The 19,926-nt window shown below is 32.5% G+C and carries 23 protein-coding genes; 8 read left to right on the top strand and 15 right to left on the bottom strand.

The window, feature by feature from the left end; all coding sequences use genetic code 11:
* Positions 1 to 77: 77 nt before the first annotated feature.
* The 8 genes from ACNQGG_RS04865 to ACNQGG_RS04830 form a co-directional block, all read right to left on the bottom strand.
* Positions 78 to 1,136: a nucleoid-associated protein gene (locus ACNQGG_RS04865; protein ID WP_417961906.1), complete on the bottom strand. Its 1,059-nt coding sequence runs from the start codon at positions 1,134 to 1,136 to the stop codon at positions 78 to 80.
* 92 nt (positions 1,137 to 1,228) lie between these two features.
* Positions 1,229 to 1,768, bottom strand: coding sequence for an IS1096 element passenger TnpR family protein (locus ACNQGG_RS04860; protein ID WP_416856697.1), 540 nt, complete (start codon positions 1,766 to 1,768; stop codon positions 1,229 to 1,231).
* Between the two features lie 166 nt (positions 1,769 to 1,934).
* A complete protein-coding gene (locus ACNQGG_RS04855) occupies positions 1,935 to 2,540 on the bottom strand; it encodes an HPP family protein (RefSeq protein ID WP_416856696.1) in 606 nt (201 codons plus the stop codon).
* A gap of 6 nt (positions 2,541 to 2,546) precedes the next feature.
* Positions 2,547 to 3,821, bottom strand: coding sequence for a chloride channel protein (locus ACNQGG_RS04850; RefSeq protein ID WP_417961905.1), 1,275 nt, complete (start codon positions 3,819 to 3,821; stop codon positions 2,547 to 2,549).
* 184 nt (positions 3,822 to 4,005) lie between these two features.
* Positions 4,006 to 4,395 carry an SMU1112c/YaeR family gloxylase I-like metalloprotein gene (gene gloA2 / locus ACNQGG_RS04845; RefSeq protein ID WP_416856694.1) on the bottom strand — a complete coding sequence of 130 codons (390 nt, stop codon included), beginning with the start codon at positions 4,393 to 4,395 and terminating at the stop codon, positions 4,006 to 4,008.
* Between the two features lie 12 nt (positions 4,396 to 4,407).
* Positions 4,408 to 4,668 (bottom strand): hypothetical protein, encoded by a 261-nt coding sequence (locus ACNQGG_RS04840; RefSeq protein ID WP_416856693.1) that lies wholly within the window; start codon positions 4,666 to 4,668, stop codon positions 4,408 to 4,410.
* A 9-nt stretch (positions 4,669 to 4,677) separates the two neighbouring features.
* Positions 4,678 to 5,235, bottom strand: coding sequence for a sugar O-acetyltransferase (locus ACNQGG_RS04835; RefSeq protein WP_417961904.1), 558 nt, complete (start codon positions 5,233 to 5,235; stop codon positions 4,678 to 4,680).
* A 1-nt stretch (position 5,236) separates the two neighbouring features.
* Positions 5,237 to 5,695, bottom strand: coding sequence for a YciI family protein (locus tag ACNQGG_RS04830; protein WP_417961903.1), 459 nt, complete (start codon positions 5,693 to 5,695; stop codon positions 5,237 to 5,239).
* 190 nt (positions 5,696 to 5,885) lie between these two features.
* On the opposite strand from ACNQGG_RS04830, the gene ACNQGG_RS04825 reads away from it, so the two are divergent.
* The 6 genes from ACNQGG_RS04825 to ACNQGG_RS04800 all read left to right on the top strand — a co-directional run bounded on the left by ACNQGG_RS04825 (position 5,886) and on the right by ACNQGG_RS04800 (position 11,771).
* Entirely contained in the window at positions 5,886 to 8,045 is a 2,160-nt protein-coding gene (locus tag ACNQGG_RS04825; RefSeq protein ID WP_417961902.1) for a TonB-dependent receptor, read from the top strand.
* A 145-nt stretch (positions 8,046 to 8,190) separates the two neighbouring features.
* Positions 8,191 to 8,811, top strand: coding sequence for a hypothetical protein (locus ACNQGG_RS04820; RefSeq protein ID WP_417961901.1), 621 nt, complete (start codon positions 8,191 to 8,193; stop codon positions 8,809 to 8,811).
* 32 nt (positions 8,812 to 8,843) lie between these two features.
* Positions 8,844 to 10,199 (top strand): 2TM domain-containing protein, encoded by a 1,356-nt coding sequence (locus ACNQGG_RS04815; protein ID WP_417961900.1) that lies wholly within the window; start codon positions 8,844 to 8,846, stop codon positions 10,197 to 10,199.
* Positions 10,200 to 10,229: 30 nt separating this feature from the next.
* Complete coding sequence (locus ACNQGG_RS04810; protein ID WP_417961899.1) at positions 10,230 to 10,571, top strand: 2TM domain-containing protein; 342 nt, start codon at positions 10,230 to 10,232, stop codon at positions 10,569 to 10,571.
* Positions 10,572 to 10,587: 16 nt separating this feature from the next.
* Positions 10,588 to 10,941 (top strand): 2TM domain-containing protein, encoded by a 354-nt coding sequence (locus ACNQGG_RS04805; RefSeq protein ID WP_417961898.1) that lies wholly within the window; start codon positions 10,588 to 10,590, stop codon positions 10,939 to 10,941.
* 62 nt (positions 10,942 to 11,003) lie between these two features.
* Positions 11,004 to 11,771, top strand: a complete 768-nt coding sequence (locus tag ACNQGG_RS04800; protein WP_417961897.1) for a LytR/AlgR family response regulator transcription factor — start codon at positions 11,004 to 11,006, stop codon at positions 11,769 to 11,771.
* Between the two features lie 105 nt (positions 11,772 to 11,876).
* Here ACNQGG_RS04800 and ACNQGG_RS04795 read toward each other — a convergent pair whose 3' ends face one another.
* The 5 genes from ACNQGG_RS04795 to ACNQGG_RS04775 all read right to left on the bottom strand — a co-directional run bounded on the left by ACNQGG_RS04795 (position 11,877) and on the right by ACNQGG_RS04775 (position 16,291).
* A complete protein-coding gene (locus tag ACNQGG_RS04795; RefSeq protein ID WP_416835302.1) occupies positions 11,877 to 12,059 on the bottom strand; it encodes a CsbD family protein in 183 nt (60 codons plus the stop codon).
* Between the two features lie 241 nt (positions 12,060 to 12,300).
* Entirely contained in the window at positions 12,301 to 13,074 is a 774-nt protein-coding gene (locus ACNQGG_RS04790; RefSeq protein ID WP_417961896.1) for a CDP-alcohol phosphatidyltransferase family protein, read from the bottom strand.
* Positions 13,075 to 13,131: 57 nt separating this feature from the next.
* On the bottom strand, positions 13,132 to 14,154 hold the full coding sequence (locus tag ACNQGG_RS04785; RefSeq protein WP_417961895.1) for a COX15/CtaA family protein: 1,023 nt from the start codon (positions 14,152 to 14,154) through the stop codon (positions 13,132 to 13,134).
* A 50-nt stretch (positions 14,155 to 14,204) separates the two neighbouring features.
* Positions 14,205 to 15,626 carry a CCA tRNA nucleotidyltransferase gene (locus ACNQGG_RS04780; protein WP_417961894.1) on the bottom strand — a complete coding sequence of 474 codons (1,422 nt, stop codon included), beginning with the start codon at positions 15,624 to 15,626 and terminating at the stop codon, positions 14,205 to 14,207.
* A 98-nt stretch (positions 15,627 to 15,724) separates the two neighbouring features.
* Entirely contained in the window at positions 15,725 to 16,291 is a 567-nt protein-coding gene (locus tag ACNQGG_RS04775) for an L-threonylcarbamoyladenylate synthase (RefSeq protein ID WP_417961893.1), read from the bottom strand.
* A 173-nt stretch (positions 16,292 to 16,464) separates the two neighbouring features.
* Here ACNQGG_RS04775 and ACNQGG_RS04770 point away from each other — a divergent pair, with 173 nt between their 5' ends.
* Both ACNQGG_RS04770 and ACNQGG_RS04765 read left to right on the top strand, forming a co-directional pair.
* The gene (locus ACNQGG_RS04770) at positions 16,465 to 17,247 is read left to right on the top strand and encodes a DUF5672 family protein (protein WP_417961892.1); all 783 of its coding nucleotides are present in this window, start codon (positions 16,465 to 16,467) and stop codon (positions 17,245 to 17,247) included.
* 24 nt (positions 17,248 to 17,271) lie between these two features.
* Positions 17,272 to 18,036, top strand: a complete 765-nt coding sequence (locus tag ACNQGG_RS04765) for a lipopolysaccharide kinase InaA family protein (RefSeq protein WP_417961891.1) — start codon at positions 17,272 to 17,274, stop codon at positions 18,034 to 18,036.
* Here the strand turns inward: ACNQGG_RS04765 and ACNQGG_RS04760 are convergent.
* Together ACNQGG_RS04760 and ACNQGG_RS04755 are read right to left on the bottom strand one after the other, a co-directional pair.
* Positions 18,022 to 18,810, bottom strand: a complete 789-nt coding sequence (locus ACNQGG_RS04760) for a glycosyltransferase family 2 protein (RefSeq protein ID WP_417961890.1) — start codon at positions 18,808 to 18,810, stop codon at positions 18,022 to 18,024. The genes ACNQGG_RS04765 and ACNQGG_RS04760 overlap by 15 nt on opposite strands.
* Before the next feature lie 31 nt (positions 18,811 to 18,841).
* Complete coding sequence (locus ACNQGG_RS04755) at positions 18,842 to 19,906, bottom strand: glycosyltransferase family 9 protein (protein WP_417961889.1); 1,065 nt, start codon at positions 19,904 to 19,906, stop codon at positions 18,842 to 18,844.
* Between the last annotated feature and the right edge of the window lie 20 nt (positions 19,907 to 19,926).

The following is a 19,926-nucleotide window of genomic DNA, read 5'->3' as shown; positions in this document are numbered from 1 at the left end:
AAATCCCCATTCACTTTCGCAATTGGGGATTGAATATTTAAGTATTAAAAATGTAAACTGCTACTGAACAGTGAAAACTAGCTCTTCTCTTCTTTATTGAAATAAACTAAATAATAATACATTTGTTTTTCTTCATCCCAACCTTTTTCAACAAATTTTTCTGCACTTTCAGGATTGATGAAATCCATTTTTATTTGGATATGTGTATCTAAATTAATTATATTTTTGATTGATTTTCTTGCGTCAGAAACTGCAGCATTGGCAATAGGGAAAGAAGTTACATCTTCAATGCTATATTTTTCTCCTTTGTCTATTTTATAATTTTTGAATTCTGGAATCAAATCCGGGTTGTCTAAAACTTCATTTAAGAAATTAGTTTCTTCAAACTGATCATTTTTAGCAAAATAATTCACGGAACGATTCATGAACATCACTTCTTCTTTCTTGTCTTCGGCAGGAAAAACAACGTCTTTGGCGAAGTTCTGACAGAATTTTAAATACTTTTTAGTAATGAAATTTTCATCCTCAAAAGCATCTACTGAAAGAAAATGTTCCAGCCAATATCTTGCATCATAACGGTTGCTATCTACTGTTAGGATTTTATAACCTTCTTCTTTTTTGTAATTAAAGATTAAACACCCTTTGTCTAATTTATTTAAATTTACACCTTGTTGTAAAATCATTTCTAAGTGCGTTGCTTTTTCCTCAAATTGTAAAAAATCAGCCTGTATCTCACTTTTGAAAATTCCTATCGCATCCACCACATTATTATCAATACTCACATTTGTTAAATACGTAACATATACTTCTCCATTCTTGATGTGTGGATGATTGGATTGCTCAAATAAGTGTTTCGTGATTTTTTTTGAAGCTTCATGAATAGTACTTGGGTTTTCAAAAATTTCCGTTGCAAATTTGAACATGTCATTATAATCCAAATCGATTTCATGTGCAAATTGAAAATAGTTTTCTTCTTTTTCTCTAAAAGGTTTAAAGAAAAACTCCTTCATCAACGGTACAATTTCATCATTTAAATTAAACGGTTGCTCTGATAAAAAAAGAGCTTCGTTTCTGCTTTTATTACCAACTCTATGAATTGATAAGTTCTCGATATGGGTATTATATAAGTTGATCATATATTGTATTTAATATTTAGATGAGAGAGCCAAGATAAATGACAATTTTTAAGTCTTTCATCTTGGCTCTTGATGCTTATTCGCTTAGTTATTTAATTCCAATTCTCCTCAAACCCATAGTCTTCAAAACTATCATCTCCTTCAAACATGTCTAAATCATCTTCGTCCAGTCCATCTTCAAATTCATCATTATAGTCATCGGCATTATCTGATTCAAAGTTTTTTTCCATAGCTTCATCAGGCATTTCACCGTGAGAAAATATCGTTTCTGGATATAGATTTCCAAGAATCTGGTCTTCTACTGCGGCTAATTCTACAAGGAAAGTCCACATGTTGATGAAATCGTATACATAGATAATTTTGGTGTTTTGTTTATCTAAAATATCCGATAACTGATAATCGCTCATTACTTTTTGTTCCCCTGGAATATCTCCGGTATCAAAAAGCGAAATTTCGTCTTCCTGATTCCATGTTTCATCACAAGTATAAAATGAAGCCACTTCCATTCCGTCAAAACCAAAGGAATTAAAGATAGCATTGTGTAAATCTTCTAAAGTATCGTCTTCAAGTATTGCAATGTCTCTAAAAACATCATCTTCTGCGTCTAGAATTACTCTAAATTTATAAACCATAATCTTTGTTTTTGTTGAAAGGTCAAAGGTAAAATTTAATTTTAGATTTTATCCCGAAGTTTCGGGACAGATTTCAGATTTGTTGATAAGATTTTTGCGTATGATTCTGTAAGGAGAGTATGTGATTGATTGTCTTTTTTTCTAAAATAGTAATGTGTTTTAAAAATTAAGATGAGCTGTTTCTAAATTTATCGGTAATTCGTTTTCGAATGATGTGATACTTTTTATGATTTGGATAACTTCTGTTCGCGGTCATATTATTGAAAATTAAAGCTACAATCAGTAGAATAAGTACACCACTTAGAACAGGATATAGCACATACCAATAGCCAAGCATTGTAATTTTTGGAGAACCAATTATTGCAATCAATGCGGTAGCGCCTCCAGGAGGATGTAACGTTTTGGTTGCTTGCATTAAAACGATTGAGAATGAGACAGCTAGAGGAGCACTTATCCATAAAATATCGGGCGCAAATTTAGCTACTGTAACTCCTACAATCGCCGATACAAGATGGCCACCAACAAGATTCCTGGGTTGGGATAATGGACTTTGGATTGCGCCATAAACCAAAACACTTGAAGCACCAAAAGAGCCAATCAAAAAAACTACATCTGAATGCAGTAGTGTTTTGGATTGCATATAAGCCATTAGACCTATACCGATAAACGATCCTAAAAAAGCCCAAAAATGTTCTTTGAAATCAACTAAAGTTTCTTTGTAAAGAATGTATTTAGTTTTACGATAATTCCTTTTTATTTTTTCAATTGGCATAAACTATTATTTTGATAAACTGGCAGAATAGGAGTACACAGTGAATGGATAAATCATTTTGGCTGTGTATTTTGAAATCAGACAAGCAACCAAAATGGGAAGAAATAAAGTATAATCATTCGTTAATCCACAAACTAAGAAAATCGCTGTAAAAGGCGCATGAATACTGGCGCTTAAAACCGCAGCCATTCCAATAACCATAAAGTTTACAGGAATTACATTCGCATTTAAATAGGTATTTAAAAGCAAAGCAACAAGTAATCCTAAAAAGGCACCAATGAATAGGCTTGGTGCAAAAACTCCTCCATCACCACCTGAAGCAAGCGTTGCCGAAGTTACTATTGGTTTTAGAAGTATTATTCCAATAAATGTCAGTCCCAATGAAAGTGTCACGTCATTCGAATGAACAAATATTCCCTTGATAGCGTGATATCCTTCTCCATAAAGTTGTGGAAAAAAGAATAAGGAAATACTCAGAATTAGTGAGCCTATAAGAATCTTATAATAATGAATTTTTATTTTTGAAAATTGAGATTTAAATAATAAAACACAACGAGTAAGATAAACGGAATTGATTCCGGCTAAAATCCCCAAAAGTATAAAATACGGAATCGCTCTTAAATGCCAAGTTTCAATACTTACCGCAAACAAAGGTTTTTCATCTAATAAAGAAACAAGTCCAAAAGCTATTGCAACCGCAATCAAATTACTGATTAAAAACGCTCGGGTTACCTTTCGGGAAATAACTTCAATCGCAAAAAGAATTCCGGCAATAGGACTGCTGAACAAGGCGGTAACTCCGGCGGCAACTCCTGCACAGATCAATTCAGTTTTGTATTGTCTGAATACGTTTTGTTTTCTTTGGGCAACAGAACCAATAGTCGCAGAAGCAACAACGGTGGAAACTTCAATTCCTGTGGATCCTCCAAAAACAACAGTCAATAATCCGTTGATGAAATGGGATGGAATTTTATAATTGGGTAAGTTTTTGGACTTTGAATTCGTGCTTTCAAAAATTTCTTTAATCCCTTTATTTTCTTTTTTTCTAAAAAGATATTCTCTAAGGAAATATATTACGGATAGACCAAAAACCGGAAAAAGAATAATATATATAGGATTTAAGGAAGCCTGATAAAAAAATATTTCCTCGTAATATTCGGTTATTTTCTTTAATGAAATTCCTAAAAAAGCCGAAAGAAAACCAATTAGAACAGAAACAATAACTAATTTTTGAAATTTAATTAATTGGTAATTTTTTTTAATTCGGGTAGTATTGTTCATCTAATAATTGTTTTACAAACCGTAATTCCAAATAAAATAAAAATGATTTATTTGAAAAAATAAAGTTTTTGAGAGTATTACAAATTTAAAGAAAGAATCTTAGACTGGGGTTCTAAAATCAATATAAGTACTATTTTTTATGATTTATTTGTGAATTATGCTTTTTTAGCAGGTTAAAACGGTCTTATTTTTCATAAAATTCAATCGGAAGATTATCTGGATCAGCAATAAAAGTAAAAGGTTTGTTTGTTGTTGGGTCCAATCGTATGGCTTCAGACGCTATATTTTTTGAAGATAAAAAATCAATTGTTTGGTCCATGTCATTTACTTCAAATGCTAGATGGCGTAATCCAGTTGCTTCTGGTCCCGAAGTACGCTGCGGTGGATTTGTAAACGAGAAAAGTTCAATGATGTAAACGCCATTTAAAGCCAAATCAAGTTTGTAGGATTCTCTTTCCTCACGGTAAATTTCCCGAATAATTGTTAAGCCCAAAACATCGGTATAGAACGTTTTAGATTTTTGATAATCAGAGCAAATAATGGCTATATGGTGTACTTTGTTGATGGAAATCATAATTATTTCGTTTTATTTTAAATAAGTCATTTCAGGAAGATTCGCAGTTGGATCTTGCACTAAAGCCTCTGAATGAAGTTGGTGGATTATCGCTTTTGTTTTTTCGAGATTATCAATCCTAAAGAGGAATTGTACTTCATTTTCATCATCGGCATTTTGCCAAAGGTATTCTAAATACATTCCTTGGGATACATGAAACGCTTTGTCTTTTTCCAAAATAGCTTTGATGATTTCCAGCGGGACATTTTTGAGTTTTGCTAGAACGTGTGGCATAATTTTAATTTATTCGTTAAGTTTCCGAATCACTTTTGCTGGATTTCCAACAGCCAATGAATTATCAGGAATGTCTTTTGTGACAACAGAACCAGCACCAATAACACAACCATTTCCTATAGTTATGCCAGGGCAAATAACTGAATTTCCACCAATCCAACAATCGTCTCCAATCGTTATAGGTAAAGCATTTTCATGGGTCTTTCTCAGTTCAGCATCAAGTGGATGTGATGCGGTATAGAGTTGAACACCTGGAGCAAATAGCACATTAGAACCAATGGTCACTTTGGCACAATCTAAAACAACACAATTCACATTAAAATAGACATTTTCTCCACAACTGATATTGTAGCCGTAATCACAAAAAAAAGGTGGTTCAATATACAGGTTTGCTCCTGCATTCGGAATTAGCTCTTTCAGTATTTCTCGCGCTTTTTTGGTTACTCTATACTCGGTAACATTTAATCTGTGAAGAAGATTTTTTGATTTTCGTCTGTCTTTTACTAAAACGGCATCACCAGCCAAATAATATTCTCCGGCGATCATTTTTTCTTTTTCTGTTTTCATATTATATTTTGTTTTTGGCGATTTTATCATGAATCTTTAACGTTTCCTGCAATGCCGCGCTTCCATACCAAAGTGTTAGTTCAGCTTCAAGAAGATTTGATTGAACTGCAGGGTCTGTTGCCACAAATGCTTTTGCTTCTTCAATATTATTTGCATTAAAGATATAGATTCCTCTGTAATTTCTTTCGTTTTTCATGAAAGGACCAGCAACAACTAGCTTTCCTTCTTTGGCTAATCGATTGATATTGGCCATATGTCCTTCGAATAATTTTTTAGTTTCCTCTTTTGTCGCTTTAGTATTGCTTCCCGTTTTTAACAGGCAAAAAACATAGTGCTTCATTCCATATTCATCGGCATTTAATGTTTTTACCAGCTTTTCATCATAAGTAGAGGCAGTTTCCTGAGAAAATATTGACGAACTATAAAATACGAGTAAAAGTAAAAATATTGATTTTTTCATTTCTTCAAAATTTGATTGAACACAAATTTAAGGTTTTATCATAAAATAAAACGCTCGGGTAAAAAATGATATTTCAATCATTGATTTATCAGATAAAAACAACTCATCCTAAAATTTCTACAGTTGGGTAAGAACTTTTATTAGATTTCTTTTTTCCAATGGATATTTGTTTCATCAAAAATCAAATATCATGAAGATTATTTATACGCTGACTATTTTATTGTGCTCGATAACGCTATTTTCACAAACAACTGTTTCCGGGAAAGTAGTCGATGAGAAAGGAAATTCAATAGTGGGAGCCAATGTTTTTATCGAAGGAACGTATGATGGTGCTTCCAGTACTGAAACGGGTGAGTTTACTTTTACAACTACTGCAACGGGCAATCAAACCTTGGTGGCGAGTTTTTTAGTCTATGAAACTACAAAAATGGTGATCGATGTTTCGAATTTTAAAAATAAAACTATAAAATTAAGAGATAATGTCAATGCATTAGATGCGGTAATAATTACCGCAGGAAATTTGGAAGCAGGTGATAAAGCAAGAGTTTCGGTATTGAAACCGCTGGATATTGTTACAACTGCGGGTTCGGCAGGGAATATTATTGCCGCTTTGCAAACGTTGCCCGGAACGCAAAATGTGGGTGAGGACGGACGATTATTTGTTCGTGGCGGCGAGGCAAATGAAACACAAACTTTTGTAGACGGCATACGCGTGGCGCAACCTTACGGCGCTTCTGCTCAAAATTTACCTACACGCGGTCGATTTTCGCCATTTCTGTTTAATGGAATATCCTTTTCTACAGGCGGTTATTCTGCGGAATATGGGGAGGCTTTATCCAGTGTTTTGTTATTGAATACGCAAGATGAACCCGACCAAAACAAAACCGAAATTTCGTTAATGACTGTTGGTTTAGGAGTTGGGAATACTCAAAAATGGAAAAAAAGTTCTTTGAGTGTGAATACTGCTTATATCAATTTAGCGCCTTATCAAGTTGCAATCAAGCAAAATGTAGATTGGAATAGTCCGTATCAATCTTTGTCTGGAGAAACGGTATATCGCTATAATTTCAATAACGGGATTTTGAAATTATATGCTGCTTTTGACTCCTCAAAATTCGACATCAATCAGGAAAATATCAATTCAGCACAGAAGATCAGAGTTGATTTAAACAACACTAATTTTTATTTTAATTCTTCCTATAAAGGCGGTTTTGGCAACAATTGGCAAATTACTTCGGGTTTGAGTTATGGTTACAGTAAAAATAAAATAAAATTGGATTCAGATGCTGTTGCAAATGATGAAAACGCCGCCCATTTGAAATTAAAATTAACACAACGTTTTTCTGAAAGAGTGAAATTGTCTTTTGGGGCAGATTATTTTATTACCAAATTCAATGAGGATTTCAAAGAGAATTTAGGAACTACAAATACGAATGGCTATAATTCAAATATCGGAGCAGTTTACACCGAAGCGGATGTTTTTTTCTCCAAAAAGTTTGCTGCAAAAGCTGGATTGAGAGCTTCATACAATGATTTACTAAATGAAACTGCTCTTTCTCCCAGAGTTTCATTGGCTTACAAAATGGCTAAAAATAGTCAGCTTTCATTAGCTTATGGAGATTTTTCACAAACGCCAAATGTGGACTATATCAAATATTCTAAGTTCCATCAATTCGAAAGTGAGAAAGCATTACATTATATTTTGAATTATCAATACAATAAAAATGGAAAAACCTTCAGAGCAGAAGCCTATTATAAAGATTACAGTAATTTGGTGAAATATGATACGCCATCAATACAATACAATTCGATGTTTAATAACAATGGTTCTGGTTATGCTAAAGGATTAGATTTATTTTGGAGAGACGGGAAATCGATTAAAAACTTAGAATATTGGGTTTCGTATTCGTACATCGATACGGAGCGAGATTATAAAAATTTTAGTGCCCAGGTTACTCCTAATTTTGTTGCCGATCATAGTTTGTCGATTGTTACTAAATATTGGATAAACGATTGGAAATCACAAATTGGATTCACAAATTTATACAGTTCCGGGCGACCGTATAACAACCCAAATGAAACGAAATTCATGAACGGAAAAACAAAATCTTATAACAGTTTGAGTTTCAACTGGGCGTATTTATTGACTTCGCAAAAGATTTTGTATTTCTCTGTCTCTAATATTTTAGGAAGCCAAAATGTGTATGGTTATGATTATGCGAAAAATCCAAATACAGCCGGAGTTTATAATAGGGTGGCCATTACGCCAACTGCAGATCGGTTTTTCTTTCTGGGATTTTTTTGGACCATTAGCAATGATAAAAAAGAGAACCAGTTGAAGAATTTGTAGAGACATTGAATTGCAACGTCTCTGTATTTCAACGTCCCTACAATTCATCCATTAAAATCAACAGTTCAGTAAGTATAAATTTTAAAAAAGGTACTACCAGTGTAAATTTGGTAAACAATTAATCAACAACTAAAAATTAAATATCATGACAAAAGTTATCACCGCAATCGCATTATTTATATGCAGTTTATTATCAGCTCAAGGGCAATTTGAGCAAGGAATGGGAAAAGCATTCGGACTTTGGAAGGAAGGAAAAAGCACTGAAGCTTCGGATTTGTTCGAAAGAATTGCAGGAGCAGAAAAAACGAGTTGGCTGCCTAATTATTATGTTGCGTTGGTAAATACAAGCACTGCTTTTGGAACACAGGATAAAGATAAAATGAATTTGTTGCTTACAAAAGCACAAAATGCATTGGATACAGAAATGGGTAAAAATCCAAATAATGCAGAATTATTAGTGATGCAAGCCATGATTAATACCGCTTGGATTGTTTTTGACCCAATGACAAACGGAATGAAATTGTCAGGAAAAACAATGGAATTGTATACCAAAGCAGAAGCAATCGCGCCAGAAAATCCAAGAGTAGTTTTTGGTAAAGCAGAGTTTCAAATAGGAGGAGCAAAATGGACAGGAATTGACACTAAACCTTTGTGTGGCCAAATTGAAAAATCAATCGGACTTTTTGCTACTTTTAAACCGGAAACTCCTTTCTCTCCAAAATGGGGATTGGATAGAGCGACTGAAGCATTGAAAAACTGTAAATAAGGTTTACTAGATAAAAAAAATTAAACTAAGAAATGGAAAATCAAAGGATACATACCTATACAGAATTTAAAAAAGGAACAATTGTTTCTCTTAAAATTGCTTTGATTTTTACTTTTGTATTTTCTTTAATCCAAGGCCGTTTTGATTTTGAAACGATATTGACCACTTTTTGGGTAAGTTCATTGTATTCTTTTGGGATTGGTTTTGGAAATGGTGTAATTAACTCCATTCTGAATAAGAAATGGGATTGGTTGGAACACACTAATTTAAGAGTGTATTTTGGAATAATAGCTACAGTGTTGTATACCGTTCCAGTTGTTTTAATAATTGATTATATCACTTTCGTGGTTTTTCAAAAAATGAATCCTGCTGAGTTTTTTAATGACAGAATGATTTGGGTCCACTTATTTTATATCATACTTTCTTTAGGTGTTTCGACCTTCATGCATGCTCGAAGTTTCATGGCGAATTGGAAACAGGCGTCAAGAAAAGAAGTAACGGAACAAAAAATAATTGCAGGCACAGCTTCGGCAAAGTTTGAGAGTTTAAAGAATCAAATTGACCCGCATTTTCTTTTTAATAGTTTGAATGTTTTAAGTTCTTTAATTGAAGAAAATACAGAGAATGCGCAACGATTTACGACTTCATTGTCAAAAATTTATCGCTATGTATTAGAACAAAAAGATAAAGAGTTAGTTTCAGTTGAAGAGGAATTGGCTTTCGCCAAAACTTATATGAACCTGCTCAAAATGCGTTTTGAAAATAGCTTGTTTTATGAGTTGCCAACATCTAATATAAATCCTGAGGCTAAGGTTGTTCCACTTTCTTTACAGCTTTTATTGGAGAATACGGTAAAACACAATGTTGTTAGCGAACAGAGGCCTTTGCACATTCGCATTACGATTGAAGGAGATTACCTTGCTATTCAAAATGAGTATCAAAAGAAAGAAGTGTTGCAAGATCGCCAAGGTGTAGGATTGCAAAACATCATCAATCGCTATGGAATTATTACCAATAGAAAAGTATTGATTGAACAAAATGAAAAAACCTTTACGGTCAAAATACCCATTTTATCCAAACAAATTTCGGTTATGGAAACGAATAGTAATTACAGTGAAAATAGTGCTTATTACCGAGCTAAAAAACGGGTTGAAGAACTTAAAGGCTTTTATGGAAACTTAATTTCATACTGTTGTGTCATTCCTTTTTTAATATTTATTAATCTAACTTATTCTCCACATTTTCAATGGTTTTGGTTTTCGGCTGCAGGCTGGGGATTTGGATTGCTTATGCATGCTTTGAAAGTTTTTGGATATAGCACCAATTGGGAAGAAAGAAAAATACAGGAGATTTTGCAAAAAGAAGATAATAAACAAACTTGGGAATAGTATTAGCATTCCGTTATAAATGCAATTTTTATGACTGAACCTGAAGTAATTTTAAATAGAAACATCATGGAAAATAACAATCAAAACGAGGAACGTTATTACAAAGCGAAAAAAAGAGTAGAGGAAATTAAAGGTTTTTATGGGAATTTAGTAGCCTATATTGTTGTTAACATTGGACTTTTAGCGATTAATTTACTCACTTCTCCCAAACATTTGTGGTTTTATTGGCCTATGTTAGGTTGGGGAATTGGGGTTGTTTTTCATGGCATGAAAGTTTTTAATTATATGCCATTTATAGGGAAAGACTGGGAAGAGAAAAAGATTAAAGAGTTTATGGATAAGGAAAAAGAGAACAAGGAAACTTGGAGATAATTTAATTTTGAAGGAAATGGGAAGATTTAGAAGAAGTATGTTAAATGATTATAATACGGAAACGTATAATCCGGACGAGCGCTATAATCTAGCATACAAAAGAGTAAAAAGAATCAAAGGTTTTTACGTTCATTTAATTGTTTATGTCATTGTTAATGCATTTATTGTTATTTCAAGTTTTAATCGAAGCTTACTCGACAACGACATATTCTGGCGTTGGGAAACTTTTTCAACAGCGCTGTTTTGGGGAATTGGATTGACAGCGCATGGATTATCTGTTTTTGGAAGAAATATATTTTTTGGGTCTGAGTGGGAAGAGAAAAAAATTAAAGAATTAATGGAAAAAGAAAAAAGTGAGAAATGGGAGTGAAAATGAGTTTTCAATCCCATGTTTTAGTTAACCAAATAACCAAATAAACGATTCAACATTAAATGACGACAATAATAATTGAAGACGAAAAACCAGCTGCCAGATTACTGCAACGAAAACTTGAAAAGCTACACATTCAAGTAGGAGTGATGCTGCATTCAGTAGAAGAATCTATTGATTGGTTTTCTAAAAATAAACATCCGGATTTGATCTTTTTGGACATTCAATTATCGGATGGATTGTCTTTTGAAATCTTTGAAAAAGTAGCTATCAAAAGCGCCATAATTTTCACGACGGCTTATGATGAATATGCGTTGCGCGCCTTCAAATTAAATAGTATTGATTATCTTTTAAAACCCATCGACGAGGACGATTTGGAAGTGGCAGTTTCTAAATTTAAAACACGCTTACCAAAACAAGAAACAAGCTCCCGAGATTTCGGGATGGATTTTGAGCAAATCAAAAGAATGCTGATCAATCCATTTGAAAAAAATCATAAAAAAAGGTTTACAGTAAAAATTGGACAACATTTGAAAGTAATCACTACTGATGAAATCGAATGTTTTTTTAGTGAAAATAAAGGAACCTACATTCATACTTTCGACAATAGAAATTATTTAATTGAAAATACGTTGGAGTTTTTGGAACAGGAATTAGATCCTCTGGATTTCTTTCGAATCAATAGAAAATTCATTATCCCGCTTAAAGCAATTAAAGAAATTGTGATGTACAGTAATTCTCGTTTGAAGGTTATTTTGCCTTCTTATAAAGTCGATGAGGTGATTGTAAGCAGAGAAAAAGTTTCCGAATTTAAAACCTGGATTGGGTAATTTAAAGTAATAAAAAAACTGTTTCAAAACTTCAAACAAAATCCATAAAAGGAAAATATTAAGCGAAGGCTTTTGAAACAGATTAGTGATTTTTAGCTCTTGAAATTATTCAAATAAGGATCTGATTTCTTTTTCAGTTTTGCCTAATTTTTGTTGTAATTTTCCCCAAGTTTCATCTTCTTTTCCTTCTTCAAACAACACATCGTCATCTGTCAATTCCGCGAATTTTTGTTTAAGTTTTCCTTTTAATTCATTCCAGTTTCCTTTAATCTCTTTTGAATTTGGCATAATGTATAGTTTTAAATTGATATTATTTCTTTTACAAATTTGGCGATTGAAAGAGGAAAAACTATTATGTAATTAAGAGGATTTGTTGTTTAATTTTTGGTAAATTGTTCTGGATTTTGAATGCTATTTGAAATAAAGTAATGACACTTTTTTTATTAAATTAAAAACAGAGGTGATTTTGTTTAAGTTTCTGGTGTTGAATAAACTGAATTTTACGAATAGATTGTGTCTATGGTGGTTTTTAGACCTTAAAAAATGTTTTTCGGATTCCAATTAACACGAAAATAAACAAAGTGTAAACGATGAAAAATGGAGCGATATATTCGATTAAATTCAAAGGTAGCATAACAGCAATAATCAACAATTGAAAGCCTAATCCATAAATTGAAAGCGTCGTCATAAACCAATGTGGAAATGTTTTTACCTTGTAGGCCTCTTTGTCAAGCGTGTGAATTATTTTGTCAAAAGTACCGTAGACAATAGTGTAAATCCGGAACAAGATATCAACTGATTTTTGGCTTTCTCCGGGCAAAGCTCTAGGTGATTTATATTCGAAAATTTTACTGGTTGAATCTCCTCCAACAGATTTATTTCTTAAAATTACATAATAGTAATTGTATAAAGTTCCTTGTAATTGTATGCAGATAAATGATAAAATGGTAACCCAGATAGTAGTTTTTGAAACATAACAAATGGTCATAAAAAGCAAGAAGTTTAAGATGATGTCAAAAACACTGTCGAGGTATCTTCCGGTGTAGGAAGGCGTATTTTTAATCCTTGCCAGTTCACCATCGGCAGCATCTATTCCCGATTTCAGGATGATGAAAAAACTGGCTAAAAAGTAATGATTTTGTAAAATACAGTAAATTGCAATACCCCCTGAAAGCCCAAAAAGCAGCGTAACATGAATGGGAGTAAATCGGGTATTCTTTAATTGATTGGCTAAGAATTTCCCGAATGGTCTTCCGTAATCGGATAAATCTAAAAATTTATCTGGAGCAGCAAGTTTAGACATTTAAGTTTATGAACAAAGAAATGCGACAATATAGTCAGGTGTAAATTGTAAAAAAAATTATTTTGATAATCGATGTAAAGTAAAAGTCATTGCGGTCAATAAGAAAAAAGCACTAACTTGATGCAAGAGTCCCAACCACAAAGGAACACCATACAACAACGTTAAAACACCTAGTCCAAACTGTACAAAAACCAATAATAAAAGCAATTTAATTCCTCTAGTTTGGGGTTTGTCTAAAGTGAAATTAATGCTTTTAAAGTACAATAAAACAATCATGCCAACAACAAAATAAGCTAATGTTCTATGTACAAATTGAACCCCGCTTTTTCCTTCTGTGAAACTCAAAAACAGGTTTTTTTGTTCTAGAAAAACACTGTCATGGATAAACTGTCCATCACTCATTAAAGGCCAGTGATTGTGAATTAAACCCGCATTTAAGCCCGCAACAAAGCCACCATATATAATTTGCAATAATAAAAAAGCCAGTACTACACGGGCAATTGCTCGTAATGATTTTACAATTTCTTTCTTTTCAGGATATAGTAAATCCAAAGCAACCCAAAGCGTATAGGAAAATGTGATAAAAGCAAAAGTTAAATGCAATGCAAGTCTAAAATGACTTACGTCCGGATTATTTACCAAACCGCTTTTTACCATAAACCAACCTAAAAATCCCTGAAAAGCACCCATTCCTAAAAGAATGCCACATTTTTTTAAGGTTTTACGGTCAATTTTTTTCTTAATTAAAAAATAAACAAATGGGATGATGAAAACAAAACCAAGAATTCGTCCAATAAAACGGTGAAACCATTCCCAGAAATAGATAAACTTATAATCTGAAAGAGTAAAGTCGTTATGGATATTGATTTTTTGATATTCTGGAAATTGTTTGTATTTTTCAAAAGCTTCTTGCCATTTTGCTTCCGAAAGTGGAGGCAAAGTATCAGTAACTAAATGCCAGTCGGTCATAGAAAGTCCTGAATTAGTCAAACGTGTAATTCCACCTACAACAACCATTAAAAATATTAAAAAGCATCCTGAAAGCAACCAAATTACAACTGATTTATTTTCCTTTTTCATTTTTGAAACTAATTTTTGCAAAGATATTTTAAAAACAATTAATCCTTAATTCAACAAGCGTTAATCTTTAATCCTATTTTTTCAGCCCTTTTTAACATAAATCCATAAGCAGCTTGATATTCGTTAGGAATTTCTCCTTCTAATATGGCTTCTTTGATCGCTTCTTTGAGCATTCCAATTTCTTTGGATGGTTTAATGTTGAAAATTTCCATAATCTCCTCGCCAGTTATTGGAGGTTGAAAATTACGCACATGATCACGCTCTTCTACTTCCACAATTTTCTTTCGAACAATTTCAAAATTATTATGGTATTTTTTGAATTTGCCAGGGTTTTTGGTGGTAATATCCGCTTCACATAGCGTCATTAGATTTTCTACATCTTCACCGGCGTCAAAAACTAAACGACGTACTGCAGAATCAGTAACGGTATCTTGCGACAAAACAATTGGTCGCGAACTCATCATGACCATTTTTTGTACGAATTTCATCTTTTGATTCAAAGGCATGTGCAAACGTTCAAAGATTTTCTTCGCCATTTTTCCTCCCAGAAATTCATGTCCATGAAATGTCCATCCTTGTTTTTTGTTAAAACGTTTCGTTGGCGCTTTTCCAATGTCGTGCAACAAAGCAGCCCAACGCAACCAGACATCATCTGTATTAGGACAAATGTTGTCAACGACCTCTAAAGTGTGATAAAAATTATTTTTGTGTGTGTGGCCTTCAATTTCTTCGACTTGATTCAAAGCAGTTAATTCCGGCAGAATGATATCTAAGAGTCCTGTTTTGAACAATAATAAAAATCCAATGGAAGGTTTGTCTGTAGAAAGGATTTTATTCAATTCGTCAACAATACGCTCCCCGGATATTATTTTAATGCGCTCTGCATTTTTTGTAATAGAGTTCAATGAGCGTTCTTCGATTTCAAAACCCAATTGATTTGCAAAACGAATTCCTCTTAACATTCGCAAAGGATCATCAGAAAAAGTGATATCCGGATCCAAAGGGGTTTTGATTGTTTTGTTTTTTAAATCTTCCAGGCCGTTAAAAGGATCTGATAATTCACCAAAGTTTTTTGCGTTCAATGATAATGCCAAAGCGTTTATCGTAAAATCCCGACGGTTTTGGTCGTCTTCAAGCGTTCCGTTCTCTACAACAGGATTGCGACTATCTACATTATAGGATTCTTTTCGCGCACCTACAAATTCAATCTCGGTATCTTCAAAACGCAACATCGCTGTTCCATAGTTTTTGAAAACCTGAACTTTTGGTTTTTTTGGAAGTAATTGGGAAACTTTTAAAGCCAATTCGATTCCGCTGCCAACGGCAACAATATCAATATCTTTTTTGAAATCTCTATTCAAAATCAAATCTCTCACAAAACCGCCAATGACATAACTATCTATGTTAAGTTCTTGGGAAGCTTGAGAAATGACTTCGAAAATTTTATTATTTAAGGCTTCTTTGTAGTTCATTCATTTTCTGTATTTTTCATTTCGACGAAGGAGAAATCTCATTGTTTTAATCACTTAATGAGATTTCTCCTTCGTCGAAATGACAAATAATAACGTAATTATTTACGTATCACTTTTACCTGTGAATCATTCGTTAGTTTAATTATTGTTGAAGATTTTTCGGAAATTTTTTCGCGATGCAAATTTACAACATAGTCGACGCCTTTTATAATTTCAGGACTAATTTCTTTGAAACTTTTTGGAGTAGGTTGTCCAGAAATATTTGCTGATGTTGAAACCAATGGTTTTTTCATCTTTTCCATTAATTTAAAACAAAAAGGTTCTTTCACGATACGGATTCCTAAAGTGTTATCTGAGGCAATTAAATTAGGAGCCACGTTTCTTGGTTTGTCTAAGACTAAAGTTGTTGGATTTTCGGATAAATCCATGATTTGCCAAGCAACTTCAGGGATGTCCTTGAATACATTATACATCATTTTTTCGCCATTCATCAAAACGATCATGCTTTGGGTTTCGGCTCTTTGTTTTAGCTTATATATTTTGGCGACAGCCTCAGGATTTGTGGCATCGCAACCAATTCCCCAAACGGTGTCAGTAGGATATAAGATTATTCCGCCGTCTTTTATTACTTCGTAGGCATTGTGTATTTCTTCTGTTATGTTCATAAAATGGATCGTCAATGTAATTTATAATGCAAAAATAGTTATTCTAGACGTTATAAGCAGTAAATAAAAAATACATTAATTATAGTTTTATTAATTATAAGATTAATTTTGTCTCTTTGACATCCTTGCCTCAAGGATTGTTTGCGGTTTAATATTCAGTAAATTTCATTAAAATGGGAAAATCAATTAAAATACTCATTCCGATATACAAGTCTTATTTTGGAGAATTAGAAGAAAAATCTTTTTTGCAGTGTATGAAGTTGCTCAGTAAATATGATATTTCTTTAGTTCAACCGGAAGGTTTGGATACCTCATTTATTACTGAAAAGTATAATACTATTGCGGTTGAATATTTTGAAAAAAAGTATTTTGAAAGTATTGAAGGATATAATGAATTGCTTTTGACATTCTCTTTTTATGAAAGATTTATCGACTCAGAATTTATTTTGATATACCAATTAGACGCTTTTGTTTTTAAGGATGAACTCAGTGAATGGTGTGAAAAAGAGTATGATTATATTGGAGCTCCATGGATTGCCACACTGGAGAATTCGATTGCATTGAAAATTTTCAATACAATTGCTCGAAAGTTTAGGTCAAAAAAGAAAAATGAGCGGGAAAAGATTTTTTTTAAAGTTGGAAACGGAGGTTTTTCTTTGCGCAGAACAGCTTCTTATTGTTATATAGCCCAAGAACAAGAGTCTTTTATTTTTGATTTTTTAAATGCAAAAGAGCGCCCTTTTTATGCAATAGAAGATGTTTTTTGGTCTATAAAAGTACCAGAATTATATCCGAATTTTAAGATCCCAGACTATATGGAGGCTTTAAATTTTGCTATGGATCGTAAGCCTAAAATAGCTTTAAAGTTAAATAACAACAAACTTCCTTTTGGTTGTCATGGGATAAATAAGCCGAAAGTTATAGATTTTTGGAAACCCTATTTGAACTTACACTAATACATTAATAATTATAATACTGCTATGATTGAAATTTTCAAATTTTATAAATCTTTCAAAAACGAACAAGAGATTCATTCCTTGATAGAAGATTTCAGTCATTCAGGAACTGTTTTTGGAGATGGGAAACGAAATTTAATCAAATTATTTGTACTTGAAAACAGAATGGTTAATGTTAAATCGTTCAAAATACCGCATTTAATCAATAAAGTGGTCTATAAATATTTCAGAAAATCTAAAGCCAGACGTTCCTTTGAATACGCAACTGCTTTGTTGGAGAAAGGTATTGGTACACCACAACCGATAGCTTATTTTGAAAAACATAATTGGATGGGCTTGAATAACAGTTTTTATATCAGCGAGCATCTTCAAGCGGAGTTGACTTTTAGAGAATTAGTGTTAGATCCAGATTATCCAGACCACGAAAATATATTGCGACAGTTTACTAAGTTTACTTTTGATTTGCATGAAAAAGGAATCGAATTTCTAGATCATTCACCAGGGAATACTTTGATTAAAAAGGGACTTCAAAATCAATATGAATTTTTCTTGGTAGATTTAAACAGGATGAACTTTCATGAGGTTATGGATTTCAATTCTCGCATGAAAAATTTTCATAGGCTTACGCCAAAAATAGAAATGTTGACTATCATGAGCGAAGAATATGCAAGACTTTACCATAAAGAATATGATGAAGTTTTTGCTAAAATGTGTTTTTATACCAATGATTTTCAGATGAAATTTCATAGAAAAATCGCCCGAAAAAAGAAACTGCTATTTTGGAGATAAGGGTTGTCTTTTATTCCAAAGTTGCTGTAGTTCCTTATATCTTATCTGAATGCAATATGCATTCAGATAACAAATAACCACTCCTTTTTTTCCATCAAGAAACCCAAAACGGACAAAATAATTATATAAAAAATTATAGACTGGATGAAAAAGGAGAAATAAATAAGAAGGTTTTTGCTTCTTGTTAAACTTCTCTTGAGCTTTAAGTTTTCCGTAACGTACTATTTTTGATTTATAGGATTCATAATTGGTATAGGAATAATGGGTGAGTTTGCTTTTAAAGATGCTAATTTTTCCGTCTACATTTAGTTTTTCATGAATTAGTCTGTCTGATGTATATTCTGCATGATTTTTATGGAAAAGCCTAAAAATTTTATCACTTTGATTTCCGCTGAAATGCAATACTTTATTTTCAAACATAAAAGTTCTGGGGAATAGAAAAGCAGCGTATGTTAGGTTGTTTTTTATAGTAAATAAAATTTCCTTTTTTAATTCAGTAGTCAATCGTTCGTCAGCATCCAGAAATAAAACCCAATCATTTTTTGCTTGTGAAATCGCAAAGTTTCTTTGAGAAGAATAATTTTCAAATCTATTTTGAATGAATTTTACCTTTTTGAATGACTTACAAATAATCTCAGTATTATCGGTACTGAATGAATCCACAACAATAATTTCGTCAGCAAAATCCAAATCAGCCAAAAGTGCTTTCATTTGACTCTCTTCGTTTAATGTAATTATTAAAACTGAAATATTCGTGTTGTGATTGTATTTCATTAATTTTTGGATGTTTTACAAAAATAGAGTATTATTCTAAATGTGTTTCCAAGAAAGTATGCAAAGAAGGAAAAATCAACTCGGGAGTAAACTCTTTGTAAAACGCAATGGTTTCTTTTTTTATGATTTTAGCCGTTTTACCTTCAAATAAATTTGGTTTGAACTCTGTTAAATGTAGCGAAACATGATTAATTCCATCTTCAAATGTAGCCCAACCTTTTTTATCAATCCAAGGAGAAAAAATAATGAATGAAGGTTTTTCTAATGCTTTTGCCATATTTATAGCGCCACCATCATTACCAATTATCATGTCACAATTATTCATTAGGGCAATAAACTCTCGAATATTTTTCCCTAAAACGGAAAAATAAATCTTCTGTTTGGTACTTTCTTTACATTTATTGTAAATTGTTCTTGCGTCTTCAATTTGCTTTGGAAAATAATTAAAAAGAATATTCAGATCATCTTTATCTGCAATGAAATCTACTAATTGAGACATGTATTCCAGTGGATAGGTTTTATCTGGACTGCTTCCAATTATGCTGACCATAATTGTTTTTTTAGAGTGGTCTATACCGTGAGATTCAAAAAGGGAAACAGCAAAATCATTCTCTTCTTTTGTAACATAAATTCTGGGAAATGTTTCTAATTCAATATCCAGATGTAAAGGATTTAGCAATGCTAATCGTTGTTCGATTATTAGACCTAAATTCGTATGGGTCGTTTTTTTTCTAATGACAGTATCCGTATAAAGAAAGTCTCTCCCTTTTTTCCAATAGGATATTTTTTGTTTTGCACCCGAAAATAATACGACAAGCCAGCTTTCTAATTTGGAATAGGCATCAATAACAATATCATATTTTTCAGCTCGAATGGATTTCAATAATTTAAAATGTTCCCATTTGCTTTTTTGATGCTTTTCCTGGAAAAGGATGAGATTGTCGAAACTGGTGTTTCCTTGTAAAACTGGAAGTGTAGATTCGTAAACCATATAATCAATTTGCGCTTTGGGATAGGCTTTACGCAAATTATCGCATAATATGGAGCTTACTAAAACATCTCCAATCATTTTTTGTTGAATTACAAGTATTTTCATTCGAAATAAATTTGAAAAAA

This window comes from Flavobacterium esculini (assembly GCF_048284325.1).
Classification (GTDB): domain Bacteria; phylum Bacteroidota; class Bacteroidia; order Flavobacteriales; family Flavobacteriaceae; genus Flavobacterium.
This window is presented reverse-complemented; position numbering and strand designations above follow the sequence as displayed.